This window comes from Gemmatimonadales bacterium (assembly GCA_036500345.1).
In the GTDB taxonomy this organism is placed as follows: domain Bacteria; phylum Gemmatimonadota; class Gemmatimonadetes; order Gemmatimonadales; family GWC2-71-9; genus Palsa-1233.
This window is the reverse complement of the sequence record DASYCE010000008.1, coordinates 1-15,705: the sequence shown is the minus strand read 5'-3', so window position 1 is coordinate 15,705 and position 15,705 is coordinate 1. Positions and strand designations below refer to the sequence as shown.

Annotated in this window: 27 protein-coding genes; 18 read left to right on the top strand and 9 right to left on the bottom strand. The window is 65.9% G+C overall.

Annotated features, from left to right (window positions below):
• Positions 1–74: 74 nt before the first annotated feature.
• Genes VGM20_04325 through VGM20_04280 form a run of 10 tightly spaced genes read left to right on the top strand, consistent with a single transcriptional unit; the run spans position 75 to position 7,599 of the window.
• Positions 75–443: a hypothetical protein gene (locus VGM20_04325; protein HEY4100087.1), complete on the top strand. Its 369-nt coding sequence runs from the start codon at positions 75–77 to the stop codon at positions 441–443.
• On the top strand, positions 440–982 hold the full coding sequence (locus tag VGM20_04320; protein ID HEY4100086.1) for an N-acetylmuramoyl-L-alanine amidase: 543 nt from the start codon (positions 440–442) through the stop codon (positions 980–982). Before VGM20_04325 ends, VGM20_04320 begins: the two co-directional genes overlap by 4 nt.
• Positions 983–994: 12 nt before the next feature.
• Positions 995–1,441, top strand: a complete 447-nt coding sequence (locus VGM20_04315; GenBank protein ID HEY4100085.1) for a hypothetical protein — start codon at positions 995–997, stop codon at positions 1,439–1,441.
• 25 nt (positions 1,442–1,466) lie between these two features.
• Positions 1,467–4,019, top strand: a complete 2,553-nt coding sequence (locus VGM20_04310; GenBank protein ID HEY4100084.1) for a hypothetical protein — start codon at positions 1,467–1,469, stop codon at positions 4,017–4,019.
• The gene (locus VGM20_04305) at positions 4,016–4,258 is read left to right on the top strand and encodes a hypothetical protein (GenBank protein HEY4100083.1); all 243 of its coding nucleotides are present in this window, start codon (positions 4,016–4,018) and stop codon (positions 4,256–4,258) included. The genes VGM20_04310 and VGM20_04305 overlap by 4 nt, the downstream gene beginning before the upstream one ends.
• A 3-nt stretch (positions 4,259–4,261) precedes the next feature.
• On the top strand, positions 4,262–4,663 hold the full coding sequence (locus VGM20_04300) for a hypothetical protein (protein HEY4100082.1): 402 nt from the start codon (positions 4,262–4,264) through the stop codon (positions 4,661–4,663).
• 1 nt (position 4,664) lies between these two features.
• Positions 4,665–5,096, top strand: a complete 432-nt coding sequence (locus tag VGM20_04295; protein HEY4100081.1) for a hypothetical protein — start codon at positions 4,665–4,667, stop codon at positions 5,094–5,096.
• A gap of 3 nt (positions 5,097–5,099) precedes the next feature.
• Positions 5,100–6,566: a hypothetical protein gene (locus VGM20_04290; GenBank protein HEY4100080.1), complete on the top strand. Its 1,467-nt coding sequence runs from the start codon at positions 5,100–5,102 to the stop codon at positions 6,564–6,566.
• Positions 6,563–6,907 (top strand): hypothetical protein, encoded by a 345-nt coding sequence (locus VGM20_04285; GenBank protein HEY4100079.1) that lies wholly within the window; start codon positions 6,563–6,565, stop codon positions 6,905–6,907. Before VGM20_04290 ends, VGM20_04285 begins: the two co-directional genes overlap by 4 nt.
• Positions 6,904–7,599 (top strand): hypothetical protein, encoded by a 696-nt coding sequence (locus tag VGM20_04280; GenBank protein ID HEY4100078.1) that lies wholly within the window; start codon positions 6,904–6,906, stop codon positions 7,597–7,599. Before VGM20_04285 ends, VGM20_04280 begins: the two co-directional genes overlap by 4 nt.
• 217 nt (positions 7,600–7,816) lie before the next feature.
• Here the strand turns inward: VGM20_04280 and VGM20_04275 are convergent, their stop codons facing one another.
• From VGM20_04275 to VGM20_04235, 9 genes are all read right to left on the bottom strand, one after another.
• Positions 7,817–8,383 carry a hypothetical protein gene (locus VGM20_04275; protein ID HEY4100077.1) on the bottom strand — a complete coding sequence of 189 codons (567 nt, stop codon included), beginning with the start codon at positions 8,381–8,383 and terminating at the stop codon, positions 7,817–7,819.
• On the bottom strand, positions 8,367–8,714 hold the full coding sequence (locus tag VGM20_04270; GenBank protein HEY4100076.1) for a hypothetical protein: 348 nt from the start codon (positions 8,712–8,714) through the stop codon (positions 8,367–8,369). Before VGM20_04270 ends, VGM20_04275 begins: the two co-directional genes overlap by 17 nt.
• A 312-nt stretch (positions 8,715–9,026) precedes the next feature.
• Entirely contained in the window at positions 9,027–9,473 is a 447-nt protein-coding gene (locus VGM20_04265; protein HEY4100075.1) for a DUF2283 domain-containing protein, read from the bottom strand.
• Positions 9,470–9,748, bottom strand: a complete 279-nt coding sequence (locus tag VGM20_04260) for a hypothetical protein (GenBank protein HEY4100074.1) — start codon at positions 9,746–9,748, stop codon at positions 9,470–9,472. The genes VGM20_04265 and VGM20_04260 overlap by 4 nt, the downstream gene beginning before the upstream one ends.
• A 23-nt stretch (positions 9,749–9,771) precedes the next feature.
• A complete protein-coding gene (locus VGM20_04255) occupies positions 9,772–10,212 on the bottom strand; it encodes a hypothetical protein (protein HEY4100073.1) in 441 nt (146 codons plus the stop codon).
• A 235-nt stretch (positions 10,213–10,447) separates the two neighbouring features.
• Positions 10,448–10,789 (bottom strand): hypothetical protein, encoded by a 342-nt coding sequence (locus tag VGM20_04250; protein HEY4100072.1) that lies wholly within the window; start codon positions 10,787–10,789, stop codon positions 10,448–10,450.
• Positions 10,790–10,806: 17 nt separating this feature from the next.
• A complete protein-coding gene (locus VGM20_04245; GenBank protein HEY4100071.1) occupies positions 10,807–11,502 on the bottom strand; it encodes a hypothetical protein in 696 nt (231 codons plus the stop codon).
• Positions 11,499–11,861, bottom strand: coding sequence for a hypothetical protein (locus tag VGM20_04240; protein HEY4100070.1), 363 nt, complete (start codon positions 11,859–11,861; stop codon positions 11,499–11,501). The genes VGM20_04245 and VGM20_04240 overlap by 4 nt, the downstream gene beginning before the upstream one ends.
• Before the next feature lie 331 nt (positions 11,862–12,192).
• Positions 12,193–12,642 carry a helix-turn-helix transcriptional regulator gene (locus VGM20_04235; protein ID HEY4100069.1) on the bottom strand — a complete coding sequence of 150 codons (450 nt, stop codon included), beginning with the start codon at positions 12,640–12,642 and terminating at the stop codon, positions 12,193–12,195.
• Positions 12,643–12,763: 121 nt separating this feature from the next.
• On the opposite strand from VGM20_04235, the gene VGM20_04230 reads away from it, so the two are divergent.
• The 8 genes from VGM20_04230 to VGM20_04195 form a co-directional block, all read left to right on the top strand.
• Positions 12,764–12,967 (top strand): hypothetical protein, encoded by a 204-nt coding sequence (locus VGM20_04230; GenBank protein HEY4100068.1) that lies wholly within the window; start codon positions 12,764–12,766, stop codon positions 12,965–12,967.
• 20 nt (positions 12,968–12,987) lie between these two features.
• Positions 12,988–13,401 carry a hypothetical protein gene (locus VGM20_04225; GenBank protein HEY4100067.1) on the top strand — a complete coding sequence of 138 codons (414 nt, stop codon included), beginning with the start codon at positions 12,988–12,990 and terminating at the stop codon, positions 13,399–13,401.
• 97 nt (positions 13,402–13,498) lie between these two features.
• Positions 13,499–13,630, top strand: coding sequence for a hypothetical protein (locus VGM20_04220; protein ID HEY4100066.1), 132 nt, complete (start codon positions 13,499–13,501; stop codon positions 13,628–13,630).
• The gene (locus VGM20_04215; GenBank protein ID HEY4100065.1) at positions 13,627–13,812 is read left to right on the top strand and encodes a hypothetical protein; all 186 of its coding nucleotides are present in this window, start codon (positions 13,627–13,629) and stop codon (positions 13,810–13,812) included. Before VGM20_04220 ends, VGM20_04215 begins: the two co-directional genes overlap by 4 nt.
• Positions 13,809–14,003: a hypothetical protein gene (locus VGM20_04210; protein ID HEY4100064.1), complete on the top strand. Its 195-nt coding sequence runs from the start codon at positions 13,809–13,811 to the stop codon at positions 14,001–14,003. The genes VGM20_04215 and VGM20_04210 overlap by 4 nt, the downstream gene beginning before the upstream one ends.
• Before the next feature lie 146 nt (positions 14,004–14,149).
• Positions 14,150–15,064: a hypothetical protein gene (locus VGM20_04205; protein ID HEY4100063.1), complete on the top strand. Its 915-nt coding sequence runs from the start codon at positions 14,150–14,152 to the stop codon at positions 15,062–15,064.
• Positions 15,061–15,402, top strand: coding sequence for a hypothetical protein (locus VGM20_04200; GenBank protein ID HEY4100062.1), 342 nt, complete (start codon positions 15,061–15,063; stop codon positions 15,400–15,402). Before VGM20_04205 ends, VGM20_04200 begins: the two co-directional genes overlap by 4 nt.
• On the top strand, positions 15,399–15,705 hold a 307-nt coding region (locus tag VGM20_04195), incomplete at its 3' end, for a hypothetical protein (protein ID HEY4100061.1). The genes VGM20_04200 and VGM20_04195, both read left to right, overlap by 4 nt.

The window sequence follows — 15,705 nt, the reverse complement described above, 5'->3', positions numbered from 1 at the left end:
CCCGGCGGCGACCTTGCCGCCATGCGAACCCCGCGCAATCCGAAGATCCCGCGGCCGTCGACGGAACCGCTTGAGTGAGCGCCGCTCAAATGGTCGGCGAGCTGGTTTCAACTCTCGGAGGAAAGCGCAACGCGCTGACGCTCGGCGTGTGCGTCACGCTCCTCTTCGGCGGACTGCAGGCCGCGTCGGCCGTCGGCGCCACCTGGATCTCGCCTGGCGATCGCACCAAGGTCCTCGAAATCAAGACCGATCATCTCAACTGGCGCATCGACTCGGCCGTGACCGCCGTGCACATCGATGAAATGAACAAATCCGCCAACGATCGGGACGACGCCGAATGGAAGCGGGCGGTCCTCATGCTGGTCTGCGACGGGCGCCCCGCGCAACGATTGAAGGACCTTGGGCTACTCAGCCGGTGCAAGGCTGCGGAGAACCTTCCGTGATCATTGCCCCCACCGCGCCAGTCACGCACAGCTGGGACACGCTCCGTCAGCGGCGGGTCGGGATCATGCTGCATTACGACGACAGCGGATCCGACGCCGGCGCCCTCGAGTGGTTGACGAAGGATCCGCGCTGCGAAGTCTCCTATAACGTGCTGGTCCTGGACGATGGTCAAGCATACGAGATCGCGCCGCTCGAGCAGCGGGCGTGGCACGCCGGCGTGTGCCATCCGAGCGACTCGGCCCGGCTCAGCTATCAGGACGCCAACTCGGCGTTTTATGGGATCGCGATCGCGGCAAAGGATGGCGAGACCGCCAAGCTCTTGCAGTTCCGGTCCGTGGTGGAGCTCTGCCGTCAGCTCGCGGCGCAGCATGCGTGGGATCTCGCGAAGGAACCGTGGCGCATCACCGGCCACGCCGACGAGGCGTGGCCCCGCGGCCGCAAGATCGACCCGACCGGCTCGAACCCGTTGCGCCCGGTGCTCTCGCTCGAGGCTGTGCGCGCCGCATTCACCAGTCCGCCGTTCAACGCGGCGGCGTAACCAGGAGTTGTCATGAAGTTGCTCCGATCGCTGTTGCTCGGCGTCCTCGCCGTGCTCATCGCCATTCCGCTGCACGCGGCGCCGATCGCGCACGGGATCCGCGCGCTGGCCGACACCGCGGCCTCGAGCGGCAGCAGCGCCGACCCCGGCAGTCTCGTCTCGCTGATCATCCCCGCCATCATCGCCGCGATCGTCGGCGCCGTCTGGCCAGCGTTCGTCAAAGCGCAGGCATGGATCACGACCAGTCCGCTGCACGCCATCATCTCGACGGTGGGCGGCGCGGTGTTCACCGCCATCGCCGCGGCGCTGCATGTGACCATCCAGACAAGCGATCCGGGGATACTCGGCAAGGGCGACGTCCAGGTGCTCTTCGGGGGGATCGTGGCGCTCATCGTCCATGTGATCTCGACACTCCACTCCCATGCCTCGACGCCGGCCGTCGTGGCGCACGCGACCTGATATGCATCGCCGGTCAGCTTACCGAATGTTGGACAGCATAGGGCTGCGCTGGCCGGCGGTGCCCGTTCGACGGATCGCGGTCGCCCTCGCGGTCCTGATGTCCGGCTGCCTCACCGTGGCACCGGCTAGTGCGCAGGGGACGGTCATCACCGCGGTGCCGACGATCTCCTGTCCATCGACGGCTCCAGGCACGGTGCTCTGCGCGGTCGGTGCGGTGCTGAAGATCATTCCGGACACGGTGCCGGTGAATCACTACTGCGTCCTGAAGACGACGTGGGACTGCTCAGCACTGAGCGCGCCAGTCGTCTCGGCGCCGGTGCCGGTGATCCCGATCCTCGGCCACGCCTTCCACCAGGTCTCGATCGACCAGCCGGTGAGCGTCGACAGCTTCGGACTCACGAAGGCGCAGACGCTCGCGAATAAATGGGTCGCGTCCACGGCGACGCCCTGGGTGACGCTGCTCAACTCGTACAACGGGTATGTCGGCGGGTATGACTCCGGGATCCTTCGCTGGCAGATCGATCTCAGCAGCAAGCCGCTCGGGTTCTACGTCGACACGATCGCGATCGCGCTGACCGATGGCACGCATCCGATCGTCATCGACACCGAGCACGTCGTCCCAGCTGGTACCGCGCCGATCGTTCCGCCAGCTCCCCCACCCTCATCGAGCTCAAGCGGTGGATCCTCGCCGGCATCGCCACCGCCCGCTCCCCCTCCTCCGCCACCGTTCCTGACGTCGGCGCTGCCGGCGCACCCGCGCGTCTGGATGACGCCGGCGCGCCTCGTGCAGCTGAAGGCGCAGGCCGCGGCGAACACCTCACGGTGGCAGGTGGTGAAGCAGTATGCCGACGCGTCGGTCGCGAGGGGTGCCGTCTACACCGGCGCCGATGAGTTCGCACTGCCCGCGCTGTGCGCCGTGTATCTCGGCACCGGCAACCAGGCGTATGCCACGCGCGCCGGCGTCGTCATCGCCGGCGGCGCGGTGGAGGACGACAATCTGCAGGGTGATTCGGGCTATGCGTACCGGTTCAACCTGCCCGACTTCATCATGGGGCTCGACTGGTGTTACGCCGGCCTCACCGTCACGCAGCGCCATCAGGCCGCGACCTGGCTGATGAATCGCGCCGACTGGGTCTGGCCCGAAACCAATCCGTCGCGCGCCAACGGCTGGGGGCTCTGGCCGTCGAACAATTACTACTGGGGCTTCATGATGTCGGGCCCGGCGGCGATCGCGGCTGCCGGCGACGACACCATCACCACGACCGCGGTAAGCGGTCCCGATCGGCCGGCATATCATCGCGCACTGGCGATGCAGCACTGGAACCTCGTCGCCGTGCCGTATCTCGCGGGCGAGGGCGCTGGTGGCGCGTGGGACGAAGGCACGAACTACGGATCCGGCAGCCAGTGGTATCTCGGCCGCTTCGCGGACGCGTACGCCACCAGCGGGACGCCCATCGCGAGCAGCTGGTTGGGTGACGCGCTCCGATGGGGTTTCGCGTCGATGATGCCGGGCGGTCGCTTCAAAGCGCCGTTCGGTGACCAGGCGCGCGAGAGCGATGCCGCGGAGTACGCGTATGATCGCGTCGCCGCGCTCGATGTCCTCGCCGCGATCAGCGATCCGACGCTCGCCGCCCAGGTACAGACCTTCCTCGGTCTGATCGGCAACGTCCCCTCGAGTGATGCCGGCACTGCGGTCGCCACCGACGAGCTGATCCACTTCAATCCGGCCGCGCCGGCGGCGACGGATCTCTCGGCGCAGCCGAAGTGCTTCCTCGCCGCGGGACCGGGCTACGCCGTCTGCCGCACCAGCTGGACGGACCCGAACGCGCTCGCCTTCACCTTCCAAGCCGGCGCGGTCGGTGATGGCCACAACTCGCTGCAGGCGAACGGGCTGATGATCTGGGGCGGCGGCGACTGGATCACGGCGTCGGCGAACCTCTACTCGGCGAGCGGCATCGAGCAGGCGAGCCGCCACTACAACACCCTGACGATCGGCGACAGCGGCCAGGTCTTCTTCGGCGGCAACGACGGCGCGATCACCGAGAAGCAATTCACCGACACGCTGATGGTGCTCCGCGGTGAAGCGGGCAATGCGTACGGCCATCCGTGGGGCGTTGGCAACGGCCGCAACATCGCGATCGGGTATGCGCGCACCGTCGCGTTCCTGCCCGCGCTCAGCGCCTTCGTGGTCGTCGACCAGGCGACCGCGGTGACGCCGTCGATGCAGAAGGTGTGGCGCTGGCAGATGCATCACCAACCGACGATCGCCGGCAACACCTTCACGCTGTCGAACGATGGCGGCACCGGGAAGTGTCTCGGCACGATCGCGCTCGGCTCGCCGGCGCTTGCGATCGCGCCTGACAGCATCGGGCCGGGCTTCACGCAGAGTAGCTACGCCGTGACGGTCTCGCCGCCGGCGGGACGCGCGACGGATCTGCTCGTGACGGTCCTGCAGTGCCGCGCGGGCGCGCCAGCCACGGTGACCGCCGCCGATGGACCAGCGGCCACGACGGTGACGATTGGATCGACCCACCTCACCATCCCTCACGCGGATTCCGCGAAGGTCACGATGCCATGAGCAACGCAACCAGTCCAGCTGTCGGAGACATCGTGGTATGGGACGGCGAGGATCACGCGGTGACCGCCGTCGACGGCACCACGATCGAGTTCTCCGCCGACGGCGGCCACAGCCGAGGGACCGACGCCCAGCATCTCGAACCGCTCGGACCGAATCGATGGGGCGTGATCGGGCGTTCGGCGAAGCGGCCGCATCGCAAGCACGTCGGCCTCCAAATCACGCCCGCGAAGGAGAGCTGAGCCATGTCGCAGACGATGAGCGCCGCCCAGCGCCGCAAAGGACTCAACTCGATTCAGGTCGTGGCCCACGCCCTGAAGTACGCGCTGATGACCTCGGCATATACGCCGGGTCAGACCGCCTATGCGGTCACGCACGAGGCGAGCGGCACGAATTACTCTGCTGGCGGAAACGCGGTGAGCGGTGCGGTCAACGCCACCGGCACCAACAAGAGCTATGCGGACATCGCGGATCCGGTGTTCCCCGCGCTGACCTGCGCAGACTTCCGCTACGGCGTGCTGTACGACACGAATGATTCCAACGCCGTCGTCCTCGAGCAGGATCTCGGCGCGCAGAACGTCACCGCCGTGGACGTGACCGTCACGCAGCCGACGGCGGATGAAACCCACGCGATGATTCAGCTCTGAGATGGCGAGTGACCTGAGTCCAGTCGTTGTCGGCTCGCCGATCTCGGTCATGGGGGCCGGGCTGAATGCGCTCGCGAGCGGCAGTGGATTGCTGTCGGGAGTGATTACGAAGCCGGCGGCGCTCTACTTCGACGCCATCCTCTCGGCGGCGTTCGCGGCGACCGTCGTCGCTGATGCGCCGGTCGATCTCTATGTCGTGCAGCAGGACGGGACGACCTATGAGGATAGCGACACGACGAACGGCTATCCTCGCGATGGCTATCTCGGCAGCTTCCGGCTGCGCGCGGTCTCGACGGCCCAGGTACTTCGGCTCCGCAACCTCCTGACGCCGGCGCGCGATTTCAAACTGATGGTGATCAACAGCTCGGGGAAGGCGATGGGCGCCACCGGGAACACCCTCTTCATCGATCCGCATACCGACGAAGCGTCGTAACTGATGGCGAACAGGCCCTTCGCACAGCACCGCGACGACTGCGACCTGCGGTACCGGTGGATGTGGGACGGCCTGTATCTCGGCACGCCGTTCGCCGTCTCCGAGTCGCAAGCGATGGTTGGGCCTGGCGCATCGGGGCTCACACTCACTCGAGTCGGTTCGCCAGTGATCGGCCCCGGCGGCCTCTATACGCCGTCGAGCACCGATCTCATCAGCAGCAATGCGCTGCCGACGGCCTCGATTCTACGCATTCCGGTCAATATCACCCTGCTCTGGGCCGTCCGACTCAGGGCGTTCGTCAGCGACGCCACAGGCGGGGCCGGCGTCCTCTTCAACAACACAAACACCAGCCCCTTCACGTCCTACTGGGTTTCCACGCTTGGGGCCGCCGGCGGCATTTGGGCCTTCGACAATGCCAAGGGCGCGTTCCGCCAGGTCAATAGCGGTGGGAGTTTCCCATCCTCGGCCGGATCGCATGTGATTGTCGGCGTCACCGACGCCTCGACCGATCGCGTCTGGGTGGATGGCACGCTCGCCAATACGAGCGCCACCAACAGTGGAGCGACGAACGGCTATTCGTCGACGTCGTTCTTCCAGGTGGCTGGATCAACAGGCGGTTCTATCCACAGCGCGGTGTCCATCTGGCGCAATGCGCTGACGCCTGCGCAGATCCAGCGCATCAGTAAGGACCCGCTGGCGATGTATCGCTGGCGGCGACCGCGCAGCTACTTCTTCGCGGCGGTCAAGAAATCGGCGCTCATCCTCACGCCCACCGGTCTCGATCTCGCGCTCACGCTCGGCACACCGAAAGTCGCCGACTCGTCAGACCCTGTCGGTCTCGATCTCGGCTTGGCGTTCGGCACGACCAAGGCCGCGGCATCGATCGATCCCGCTGGGCTCGATCTTGCGCTCGCGTTCGGCACGCCGTCGGACAAGGCGGCAATCGATCCGGCGGGACTCGATCTTGGCCTGGTGCTCGGCGCGCCCAGCGTGTCGGCGCATTCAAATCCCGCGGGATTGGACCTGTCGCTCGGTCTCGGACCACCGACGATCGGAGCGGTGATCGACGCCGGCGGCCTGGATCTCGGCCTGGCAATGGGAGGCGCGAGGGCAGCGACGGATCAGGATGCCGTCGGGCTCGATCTCGCGATCGCCTTCGGCGCGCCGGCGCCCGCGTTCACGATCGACGTCGGCGGGCTCGACCTGCTGCTCGGGTTTGGGGACGCCGCGGCGCAATCTGGCACCATCCTCGATCCCGTCGGGCTCGACCTCGCGCTCAGTTTCGGCCCGGTCCGGATCGCGGCAGTCGCCGCACCGGCAGGGCTCGACCTGCTGCTCACCATGGGCGCCGCGGCCGTGACCCATCCGTCTGTAGCGAGCGCACTCACCTTGTTTGATCGCGGGGCGCCGGCGCTCGCCTTGACCTCCCGGAGCGCCCCGTCCCTTCGTCTGATTGCGAGAGACTCATGAACGCATGCAAGGAAGTGCCGGTCGATAGCGATTGGGAGTTTGAGTTCGATGCCCGACGAAAGAACGCAGCGACGGGAAACGCTGAAGTCGCGACCGGGCTGTCGGGCGTCTCGGGCTACTTCGTGCGGCAGATCGGAGATTCGCCGCTCGGGTCGACACAAGTCACGCTTAATGAGCGCGCCAACACGCAGGGGCGATACTCCGGGATCTGCGATGCCGCGGCGATGACCGCGGCCCTCAGCGGGCTCACCGGCACGCTCGGCTATCAGGTGTTCGACGTCGACGGCGACCGGATCACCCATGAACGCGTGATCTTCGTCAAGTCCGGCGAGCCGCGGTGACGACCTGGCAGAAGGCGCTCGCAGTCGTCGGACTCGTCGTCGCTGCACTCGCGGGTGGCTACGCCATCTGTCATTCCGCCGCGGCCGCGGCGGCGCGGCGATCCGCCGACAGTCTCGCTGTCATGCAGCGATCGCACGACAGCACCGTCGCCGTGCTGCGGTTCCAGCTGGCGCAGCGCGACTCGGCCGCGCGAGCGGATTCGGTGCGAGTGGCGGATCTCGATCGACGGGCCGCGATCGCCTCCGCCGGGAAAGACGGCGCGGCCGCTCGAGCGCGCAAGGCGTTTGCGTTGCTCGACTCCGCGCGCAGCGCCCTCGATTCGTTCGCGATCTATCGGGATTCGCTCGTGCCGGCGCTCGGGACTGAGATCGGCGCGCTCGGCCGCCAGCTCGTGACGGTCGACTCAGCCAGACAGAGCTACCGGGATGCTTACGTGCAGGAGATCGCGGCGAACGTGAAGCTGGGCGCGATCATCTCGTCCGATTCCACGCTGATACTCTCCCAGCGGGCGCAGCTGCTCGCCGATGCGAAGGCAGCCGCCAAGGTCCCGGCGCCCTGGTCGAAGCTGGAATCCGCGGCCGAGACCGGCGCGATTGGTGCCGCGACGACCGGCGCGTGCGTGAATAAGGTCTTCTCTGTGGGATGCATTGCCGGGGCCGCCGAAGTCGTGAAGCGTATCCTGCACCCATGAACCCTACCGCCGGGCCGTCGGCCCGGTGCACCCCGCGCTCAACTTCAACGGCCCCGAGAGGGGCCGTCTCGCCGTCGACGACTAGCAGAATCGCAAACGTTGCAACATTTGCACGCCGTCCCATGATGCATCAAGCATTTGGCTAGTTCTGTGGCGGAAAAGAAAACGCCCCGGAGGATCTCCGAGGCGTTCGATCGTGCAGGGTAATCGACCCTGATCAGTCGCGCATGCGCCCCGCCACTGCAAACTCGCCAGTGTGCGGCTCCGATCGCGTAAGCTTGATCGTCTTGGTGAAGCATTGATCTGCGACCCAGCCAGGCGCGCGAGAGCGAACGTCATCGAGCGAGGCCTGTGCCTTGGACCGCTGGAATCGCTCGACGGCCTCGGTATGCGCGACGAAGTATGCCTTCCTTGCGCGCTTCGAAACGATCAGAGCGAGCACGCTGATGTGCGTCAAGATCACCATCGGAGCATTTCCGACGATGAGTGGGGCACGGGCACCTGTTCGCAGTCCGTCGGGATCCGAGCGAAGGACGATCTCGATGAACGCGGGAGCCCATGCCATCGGCTTGCCGATGGCGGCGCGCGCGATGTCCATGAGGAAGATCGCCGCGACGATCGCTCCCGGTACCATTGCCACCGTGTACCAGATCAAGTAGGCAAACCCGGCAGCTTGGATCAGTCCCGAGCCCATCAACATGCCGAGCGGCGCTGCCAACAGCCCCGCTACTAGCGAGTCGATGAAGCCCTGCCAGGAGTCCAGTGGTTCAATTTTCTTCGGCATCGAGCTCACCCTTTTGGAGTCGTGCGATTCGCTGCTTGTGCCAGAGGTATCGGTAGTAGCAGTTGAAGCCGAAATCCATTGCCTTAATGACGAACACGCTCAGCCGCTTGAGGACATAGGTCCCCATCGTGACGCCGTCCACCAGATACAATGATGCCCGAACGACAGGCTCGGGGATCTGCGCAATCGCGCGACCGGCGAGAATGGCGCCGTAGCTGTATGCAACGGTCAGAAGTAGATGTTGCCCGATCTCTCCCAATTCGCTCGCCAGCTGCCGGGGCCTCTTGGGCTCGGGCAGCTGATGGACTTTCTTGGCGACGCGCTTGCTCAATGAAGCGCAATCGCGCCCGATCGCCGGCGGCCATCACGACCGCACAACGAGAAGAAACGCATGGGAGTTCCGTGGCAGACATCATCAGGGAGCCCGGTGGGCCCAGGGAGGACGGTCCTTCGTCGACACTTCCGCTCGGATGACCGTTGCGCAAGTCGAGATTGCCTCCCCGGACGCGGGGACAATGCCCCGCGGGCAACGACGAATCGTACGGAAGATTTCTATCTGACGCAACGGTTACTACAGCCGCCGAGCTACTTCCAGCCGCCAGTTCTCGTAATCAACCGTCCAAACATTGAACACCTGTCGCCATTATGCCGCGCTAGAAATCCTCCGCGAATCCCGCTTGCGCGCTGGCTTTGTCCGTCGCCCAGACGGCGCGCGCGACTCCAGATAGTTCACGAGCCCCGTCCGACTGATCTGCGTCGCCCTCCCGACCTTCCGAAGGACGCCAGCCGGGATTCGGCCCTGGTGGATCTGAACGCGCAGGGTCGCCGCCGCCAGCTCCTCCCCCTCGGCCGAGGCATATGCCGCCGCCTCGACGAGGGAGAGCCACTTGTCCTCGGGCTCGGGCACTTCATCGAGGACCCCCTTCGGCAGCGTGACCGAGGCACTGAGCACGGTGAACGAGACGACCTGCCCTGCCCGGTTCCGGTCGACAAGGATTCCCGGAATGTTCTCTTCGGTCGTCAGCGGACCGGGCCGGAGGTCGAGGGCGATGCGGAACGTGTCCGCATCGCGAGAGTAGGTCGCCTTCATTTCTTCTTCCCTTCCAACCGCCGCCGTTTCGTGGGGCGATTGATCCAATGGTTTGAGATTATGAGGTCGTGGTCTGGACGGCGTAGGAAGACCACTTTGAGCGTCTTCCGGCCGAACATCGCGCACCGGGAGAACCGGGTCTCAGCGCCAGTATGGGTCACCGCTTCACATTCGCGACCCGCTTCCATCGTGACCCGAACCTGCCACCGCTTCACATTATGGTCGGTGAGGTCATCGACCGCGTGCACCGAGAGAACCAGCTTCCGTATCGTCATGCAAGGAATATAAACGCTATCGTTTATATAGTCAAGGGGGTCGGTTTCGACCCTCTCGGCTTCCCGCCCAGTACCGTCATCCCGTGCAGGATCGCCAGCTGCAGCTTGGCTGATGCCGGCTGCCGGTCCATCTGGATGGCGTACGGATCGCCCCGCTTGCCGGTGAGGTAGACGGCCGCGACCTGCTCGCCGTCGATCACCGCCGACGCGATCCCCTTCGCCACCGTCCAGACGATCTGCAGCTCGTCGCTCGCCTGCTTCGCCGCCAGCACCACCGCCGCGCCGCGCGGCACGCCGACGTGAATGTCCGGCCGCGCCTTGCGCAGGATCTCGGCGTGCAGCACGTCGGGGCCCTGCATCAGCGAGACACGCGTGTTGTCGTACGTTGTCTCATAGCGGACGTTACCGGTGCGGGGATCGCCGGCCTTCACGGGATCCGACCAGGGCCACGGGCGACGGGTCACTTCGAGACGAGCGTCATGATCAAGACGATGATCATGGCCGCGAAGAGCATTGTCAGTAGAACCCGCTCTGGCTTCGATCGGCGCGTCGGTCGGCCCGGCCGAAAGCCGTGGCCGCAGTGCAGGCATGTGATCACAACGCGGCCGCTCCCGATGAAGCCCGTCGTCCATGACCATCCGCGCTTCCCCGCATGAATCTGCGGCGAGGAGCATTTCGGGCACCGGACCGCGTCGTCGCTCAACACCCTTTCACCCGCGACCGCCGGAAACCGGCATCCTTGGCGAGCTGCTCAGTCTTGAAGTATCGGCGATTCGCCGGGGCGACGTCCTTGGCCGCATCGCAAACGGCGAAGAAGTAGACGCTATCCGCCGCCGAGGCCACCCAGACGGAATCGCTTCCGCGAAAGGTGTCCTTCGCAGCCATCGCGGGCGACTGCACCTTCACGGCGCGCGTGGTGTCGACGCCGACGTGGCAGGTATAGCGCGCCGAGATGCATGCCCCGCCGCACGGAATGCCCTTCACGCAATGCCTGGCTTGAGCGGACAGGGGCGCCGTGCGCGCGGCGATCGGCAACGCCAAAAGGAAGAGGTATCGCTTCACGGCGTCTCCGCAGAATCGTGGATCGCGGGCGGCGTCGAGGGAATTACGCCGAGGCATTTCACCCAATCACGCTCAGCTATGACTCCGATCTGCGGACGGCCGTGTACCGGCCTCCGGGACTGCTTTCGATTCATCTCCATCACCCGTTCGATCTTCGACCCGTAGTTGGTCTCTTTCCATGCGGGTGAGGCGCGCGAGCCGACGAGGAGATAGTCAATCGTCGCGACTACCTCGTCGCGCGCCCGACCGCGGCGATCGACGATCGCCTGCATCACAGCCTGCCGAGTTCCGAAGAGAAAGCCGCCCGTCACTGCGAAGAGTTTCCCGCCGAATGTGATCTCGGGTGTGGGGTCGGTGAAGCACGCGGCAAGCGGTTCCTGAAAGCCGTTACGGAACCCGCTGATTTCCTCGAACACTGATTTGAGGTCGGCTAGCTCGGCATCGCCTATCGCGCCGTCTGCAAGTAGCCGGCTCAGGCGGTCGATGACGACCCTTCCCGGCCAACTCCGGGACACCCCCGGATTCGCGGCGCACCAGTCCCACAGTCCGCGCGCCTCGTTCCGATCGACCGCACCGTCGATGAGGATGCCACGGCAGAGCGAGACAAGTTCGTCCGCCAGCCGAGCGGTGAGATATTCGCCGCCGTAGCCGCCGGAACGAGCAAACTCATCGCCTTTGCTTGCTATTGTCATTGCTTCGTGAGCGAACAGCTATCCATGTAGTAATGCCGGAAGTCTGGATAGAGAACGCCCGTCGTCGCGCCGCACGCGGTCGGAGAGAATTGCATCCGAAGTTCGAGCATCGGCGTGTAGTTCAACTGCACGTAGACTAGGAAGGCGTCGACGTTCCAGAAGCCGAGAGAAAACGACCCGGTCGTCACATGCGAGCCCGACGCCGTGCCGGTGATCGAATCGTCGGAGACGGTCTGCACGGCGATCGATACCGTGTCGGTCTCGTGAAGGTCCGGGAACGGCGCGGCCGGAATCGTGAAGCTGTAGATCGCGCGGTAGTTGCCGACGACGGCGCCGTGTGCGGCCGGTGGGGCGGTCATCGTTTCGCCAGAGCTGCACGCCACAAGGAATAGGGCCGCAAACAGAATGAGGCGCATAAGTCTTGACCTCACAATGGGTTATCAAAGGCACTTACGGGACAACCGTTACAGCGTTACTCTTTCGGGTGCGCTACGGGAAAAAGGGCCTGCATGTCCGACTCACCTGACGATCCCATTGTTGCCTATTTCGATGCCGGGATTCCTGAGCTTGGCGTCCCGCCGGATTCGGTTGTGCTGTGGTGGCCGTTCCGCCGCAAATGGGCGCATTACCGGGAATGCGGGTACGACCATGGCGTCATCATGAACCGGCTCGAATCTGGCGACGGGGAGGTCATCCTTCCCGGGCCCGGTCTGGCGGACTCGCTTCTGGCGGCGATTGCGGGCCATGCTTGTTCCCTTCCGCCTTCTTCACCTGACGAGCCGCCCCCTTCGCCCGCGCGGCGCGGCCTTCGCCTAGTCCGGTAAACAGTTCCTCCCGCTCGTCCGCGAAGCGCCTGAAGGCCGCGAGCGTCTCCCTGACCCCTCTCCGGTATGCCTGCTCAAGTGCGGCGACCTGTGAGGTGTTCGGCTTCTCTGGCTCCTCCGCCTCAAGCAGCCATGCCACGCGATAGCCGTACTTCCTGCTAATGGCCCGCGCCACGTCCAGGGTCATCTGCCTGGCGCCGGTGGCGATCATCGATACCATCGGTCCCGAGATCCCTATGCCGCGGCCGAACGCTTCCTGCGACGGCTCTTTCGCCTCGTCCCAAACCCGCTGAAACCGCCAGTTCTTCTCCGGCAAGACCCCACCTAAACCGACCCTTGACAGGTCTGCTAACAAGGCGTTAGACTGTAAGCACTGGTTACGGGACAAGCATTCTCCCGCCAGAGTAACAGAGTAACGCCTAACAGGAGCTAGCGACATGACGGGACCTTCAGCGCCAGCCGACGAGCCAGAACGGGAGTCGCGCAGCGTGTCGGTCATGGTGCGGCTCACCGAGACCGAGGCGGTTGAAATTCGCCGCCAGGCCGGTGATCTCTCGAATGATGAGGGACGGAATGTCTCGGCCGCCGAAGTTCTGCGCCGGCGCGCGTGGGGCACACTCCAGATCCCGAGCGCGGCGTGACCGCGGTTCCACGTGGAGTCATGCGCGAGAGCATTGCGTCGAACCGCGCAACGTTCAAGTACCAGCGGCGCGACGCGGTAGCTGAACGCTTCCAGGTGCTCCGCGGCCACGCCAGCGTCGGCGGTGCCCACCAAGCGCTCTTGAAGTTGCAGCAAGCGATGGTCGACGCGGTGCACGCGCATCAAAGCGATCCCGTACGGCTCGAGCGGTTCTTCGCCGCAGTCGATCTCCTCCGCGAGAACCTGAACCGATCATCACTCGATGCTGGCCTGCTCTGCTCGGCCAGCGAGGCGGAGTGCAGGGTCCAGCAGGCGATCACGGTCTTCCTGGCCGACGGCGCGCCGGCGAATCGCGACGCGCTGATTCGCGCGGTCGACGTGGTGCGAGGGCGGGAACTCCAGCTCAAGGGCGCACTGACCGGAGCGGCGAAATGAATCCCGTGGATCTCCTCGGCCGCGGTGTGGCCGTCGTCCTGGCGGCCGTGGTCGTCTGCTCCCTCATCGACCTCGCCCGGTCGGCGTGGCGGCATCTGTGAACCCGCGCGAATTCCTCGAAGGCGTCGTCGCGTTCGGCGCCACGATCCTCCTGCTCGGCGGCGCGGTGCAGCTCATCCGCGCGCTGCTCGACCGGATGCTCAAGCCGATGGGGCACGAGAAATCATGAATCCCGTGCTCGCGGTGATCAACGCGATCGGCTTCGTCCTGGTCGGATGCGGCGTGCTGGCTCTGCTGGTCGCGGTGCTCGGCATTCTCGCCGTCGCGATCGCGGCGCTGCTCTGTCTCCCCTTCTATCACGATGACTGGCGCAGCGTGCCAGGCGCGATGATCCCGGGCGGTGACGGATGAGGCCGGACGTCGTCGCGTTCCTCGATCACCCGGCGCCGGCCGTGATTCTCTCGCGGGTGATCGTCGGCCTGCTCTTGCCGGCGGTGGTCATCGCGTGGCGCGTGCTGGTGCGGTTGGAGCAGGTCGACTGGGCGCGTCTGCAGCGGGCGCACCTGGATGCGGTGGGACGGATGGGGCGACAGGACTGGTAGCACGACAAAGCCCGGCGCGAACCGGGCTCTGGTAGGACGGGTGTCCTGCGTGGACCCCTCAACGATCACCATAACCATTTCGAGGGTCAAGTGCCGGAATCACAGCACCGTAGCGTTGCGCCGTCGGTCGCAGCGAAGGAGCCCGTGTGAGCGCCGCCGCGATGAATGCGCGCGTCTCGACCTCGCGCGAGCTCCAGCTGCAACGAGCCGAGGCGCATCAGGACTTCATGAGTCAGCCCGGGAAGACGCTGGCGGATCTCTCCGATGACGAGTTCGAGGAAGGGCTCCGCCGCGTGGCACTCATGCACGATCGGGTGGAGAAGGCGTTCGAGACGGTCCTCAAGGAAGGCGTGCATTACGGCAACCCGGAGGAGAACGGCCAGAAGAAGTTCAAGCGGCCGATGCTCTACGAAGTCGGCGCCCAGGTGCTGCGCGGCGTGGTGCGGCTCTCGGTCCGGCACATGGAGCGCTCGCCGACGATCGAGCAATCGGGCGAACATGTGACGGTCGTGGTGCACATGGGGATCTTCGATGCGGTCGGCCGGCTGATCGCCACGCGCGCGGCCGCCTGCGACACGACCGAGGAATTCTTCCGCACCGCCGATGGCGCGGGCTGGCTCTATCAGGACGCCCGGTCGGAGATCCATCGCTGCCTGACGACCGCCGAGAAGCGGTGCGGCACGTTGCTCACGAAGGAAGCAACGGGCGCCACCGAGTTCTTCACCAACGAAGAGCAGATCCCCTGCGCCGACGAAGGGCACGAGCTCGCCCGCATGACCGACGACGAGAAGCGGACCATCGTCGCGGCGGCGCTCGCGCGACGGATGAACCGCGGGCAGCTCGAGAAACTGATCGTCGACACGCTCGGTCGCCTGCAAGTCGGCACCGGCGCCGAGGTCAAGCGGGTGCTCGACCAGGTCGCCGCGTGGGAACCGTTGGCGAAGAAGACGGGCGACGCCCCCACATCGGCCGCGTCGGCGATGCGCGACACCAGCTTCGATGAAATGCCGGAGGCCCTGGCAGAGGAAGGCCCTGGCCTCGGCATCGGGGTGACCGCATGACCGCTGCGGCCAGGTACGCCATCGATCGCACGCTCCCGCTACTCGGGGACAGCGCCGTCGCCGGCGCGGCTGCCTCGCGCACATCGCATGCGATTCTGATCGACGAGAACGTCCGGCTGCGCACGGAGAATGCCGTGCACGCCGAGCGGGAGCAGGCTGACGCGAAACTCCTCCGCAAGGCGGCGGCGCAGCTGGTCGTGCACAAGCTCGACGCCGGCGCGCTGCAGCTGCGACTCGAGGCGCGCGAAATCGAGATCGAGCGGCGCGACGAGCGGATCGCGTTCCTCGAAGCCGAGCTCGCGCTGTTGGGCGCCACGATTCCGGCGGTGGTGCCATGACGCGACTCCTCCGATGGCGCGTGCGCACCACTGTGCCGATCACCAGCCGCCCGAATCCCTGCGCCGGGTTCACGGTCGAGCGGATCCGCGCACCACGGCGCGGCATCGATCGCGGGCTCTATCTCGTCCGGGCCCCAGATGGTCGGTCGCGCACCGCGGTGGTCCGCGGCGCGTCGGTGGGCGAGCGCCTCCTGGCGCACCTCGTCTATCTCGTCGTCGACGGCTTCGAGCTCGGCGCCGAGGTCGGCCGGTTCTGGCCGAAGCGCAAGATGTTCCCTTCAACCCCTTCTCTCCGCGATGCCC

Excerpts from the sequence above, each read along its gene's own strand:
- VGM20_04225 (HEY4100067.1), top strand. The coding sequence starts at position 12,988 with ATGCGCGAGAGCATTGCGTCGAACCGCGCAACGTTCAAGTACCAGCGG.
- VGM20_04230 (HEY4100068.1), top strand. The coding sequence starts at position 12,764 with ATGACGGGACCTTCAGCGCCAGCCGACGAGCCAGAACGGGAGTCGCGC.
- VGM20_04260 (HEY4100074.1), bottom strand. The coding sequence starts at position 9,748 with ATGACGATACGGAAGCTGGTTCTCTCGGTGCACGCGGTCGATGACCTC.
- VGM20_04200 (HEY4100062.1), top strand. The coding sequence starts at position 15,061 with ATGACCGCTGCGGCCAGGTACGCCATCGATCGCACGCTCCCGCTACTC.
- VGM20_04240 (HEY4100070.1), bottom strand. The coding sequence starts at position 11,861 with ATGACCGCCCCACCGGCCGCACACGGCGCCGTCGTCGGCAACTACCGC.
- VGM20_04285 (HEY4100079.1), top strand. The coding sequence starts at position 6,563 with ATGAACGCATGCAAGGAAGTGCCGGTCGATAGCGATTGGGAGTTTGAG.
- VGM20_04315 (HEY4100085.1), top strand. The coding sequence starts at position 995 with ATGAAGTTGCTCCGATCGCTGTTGCTCGGCGTCCTCGCCGTGCTCATC.
- VGM20_04310 (HEY4100084.1), top strand. The coding sequence starts at position 1,467 with ATGTTGGACAGCATAGGGCTGCGCTGGCCGGCGGTGCCCGTTCGACGG.
- VGM20_04300 (HEY4100082.1), top strand. The coding sequence starts at position 4,262 with ATGTCGCAGACGATGAGCGCCGCCCAGCGCCGCAAAGGACTCAACTCG.
- VGM20_04275 (HEY4100077.1), bottom strand. The coding sequence starts at position 8,383 with ATGCCGAAGAAAATTGAACCACTGGACTCCTGGCAGGGCTTCATCGAC.
- VGM20_04245 (HEY4100071.1), bottom strand. The coding sequence starts at position 11,502 with ATGACAATAGCAAGCAAAGGCGATGAGTTTGCTCGTTCCGGCGGCTAC.
- VGM20_04210 (HEY4100064.1), top strand. The coding sequence starts at position 13,809 with ATGAGGCCGGACGTCGTCGCGTTCCTCGATCACCCGGCGCCGGCCGTG.
- VGM20_04215 (HEY4100065.1), top strand. The coding sequence starts at position 13,627 with ATGAATCCCGTGCTCGCGGTGATCAACGCGATCGGCTTCGTCCTGGTC.
- VGM20_04265 (HEY4100075.1), bottom strand. The coding sequence starts at position 9,473 with ATGAAGGCGACCTACTCTCGCGATGCGGACACGTTCCGCATCGCCCTC.
- VGM20_04290 (HEY4100080.1), top strand. The coding sequence starts at position 5,100 with ATGGCGAACAGGCCCTTCGCACAGCACCGCGACGACTGCGACCTGCGG.
- VGM20_04295 (HEY4100081.1), top strand. The coding sequence starts at position 4,665 with ATGGCGAGTGACCTGAGTCCAGTCGTTGTCGGCTCGCCGATCTCGGTC.
- VGM20_04305 (HEY4100083.1), top strand. The coding sequence starts at position 4,016 with ATGAGCAACGCAACCAGTCCAGCTGTCGGAGACATCGTGGTATGGGAC.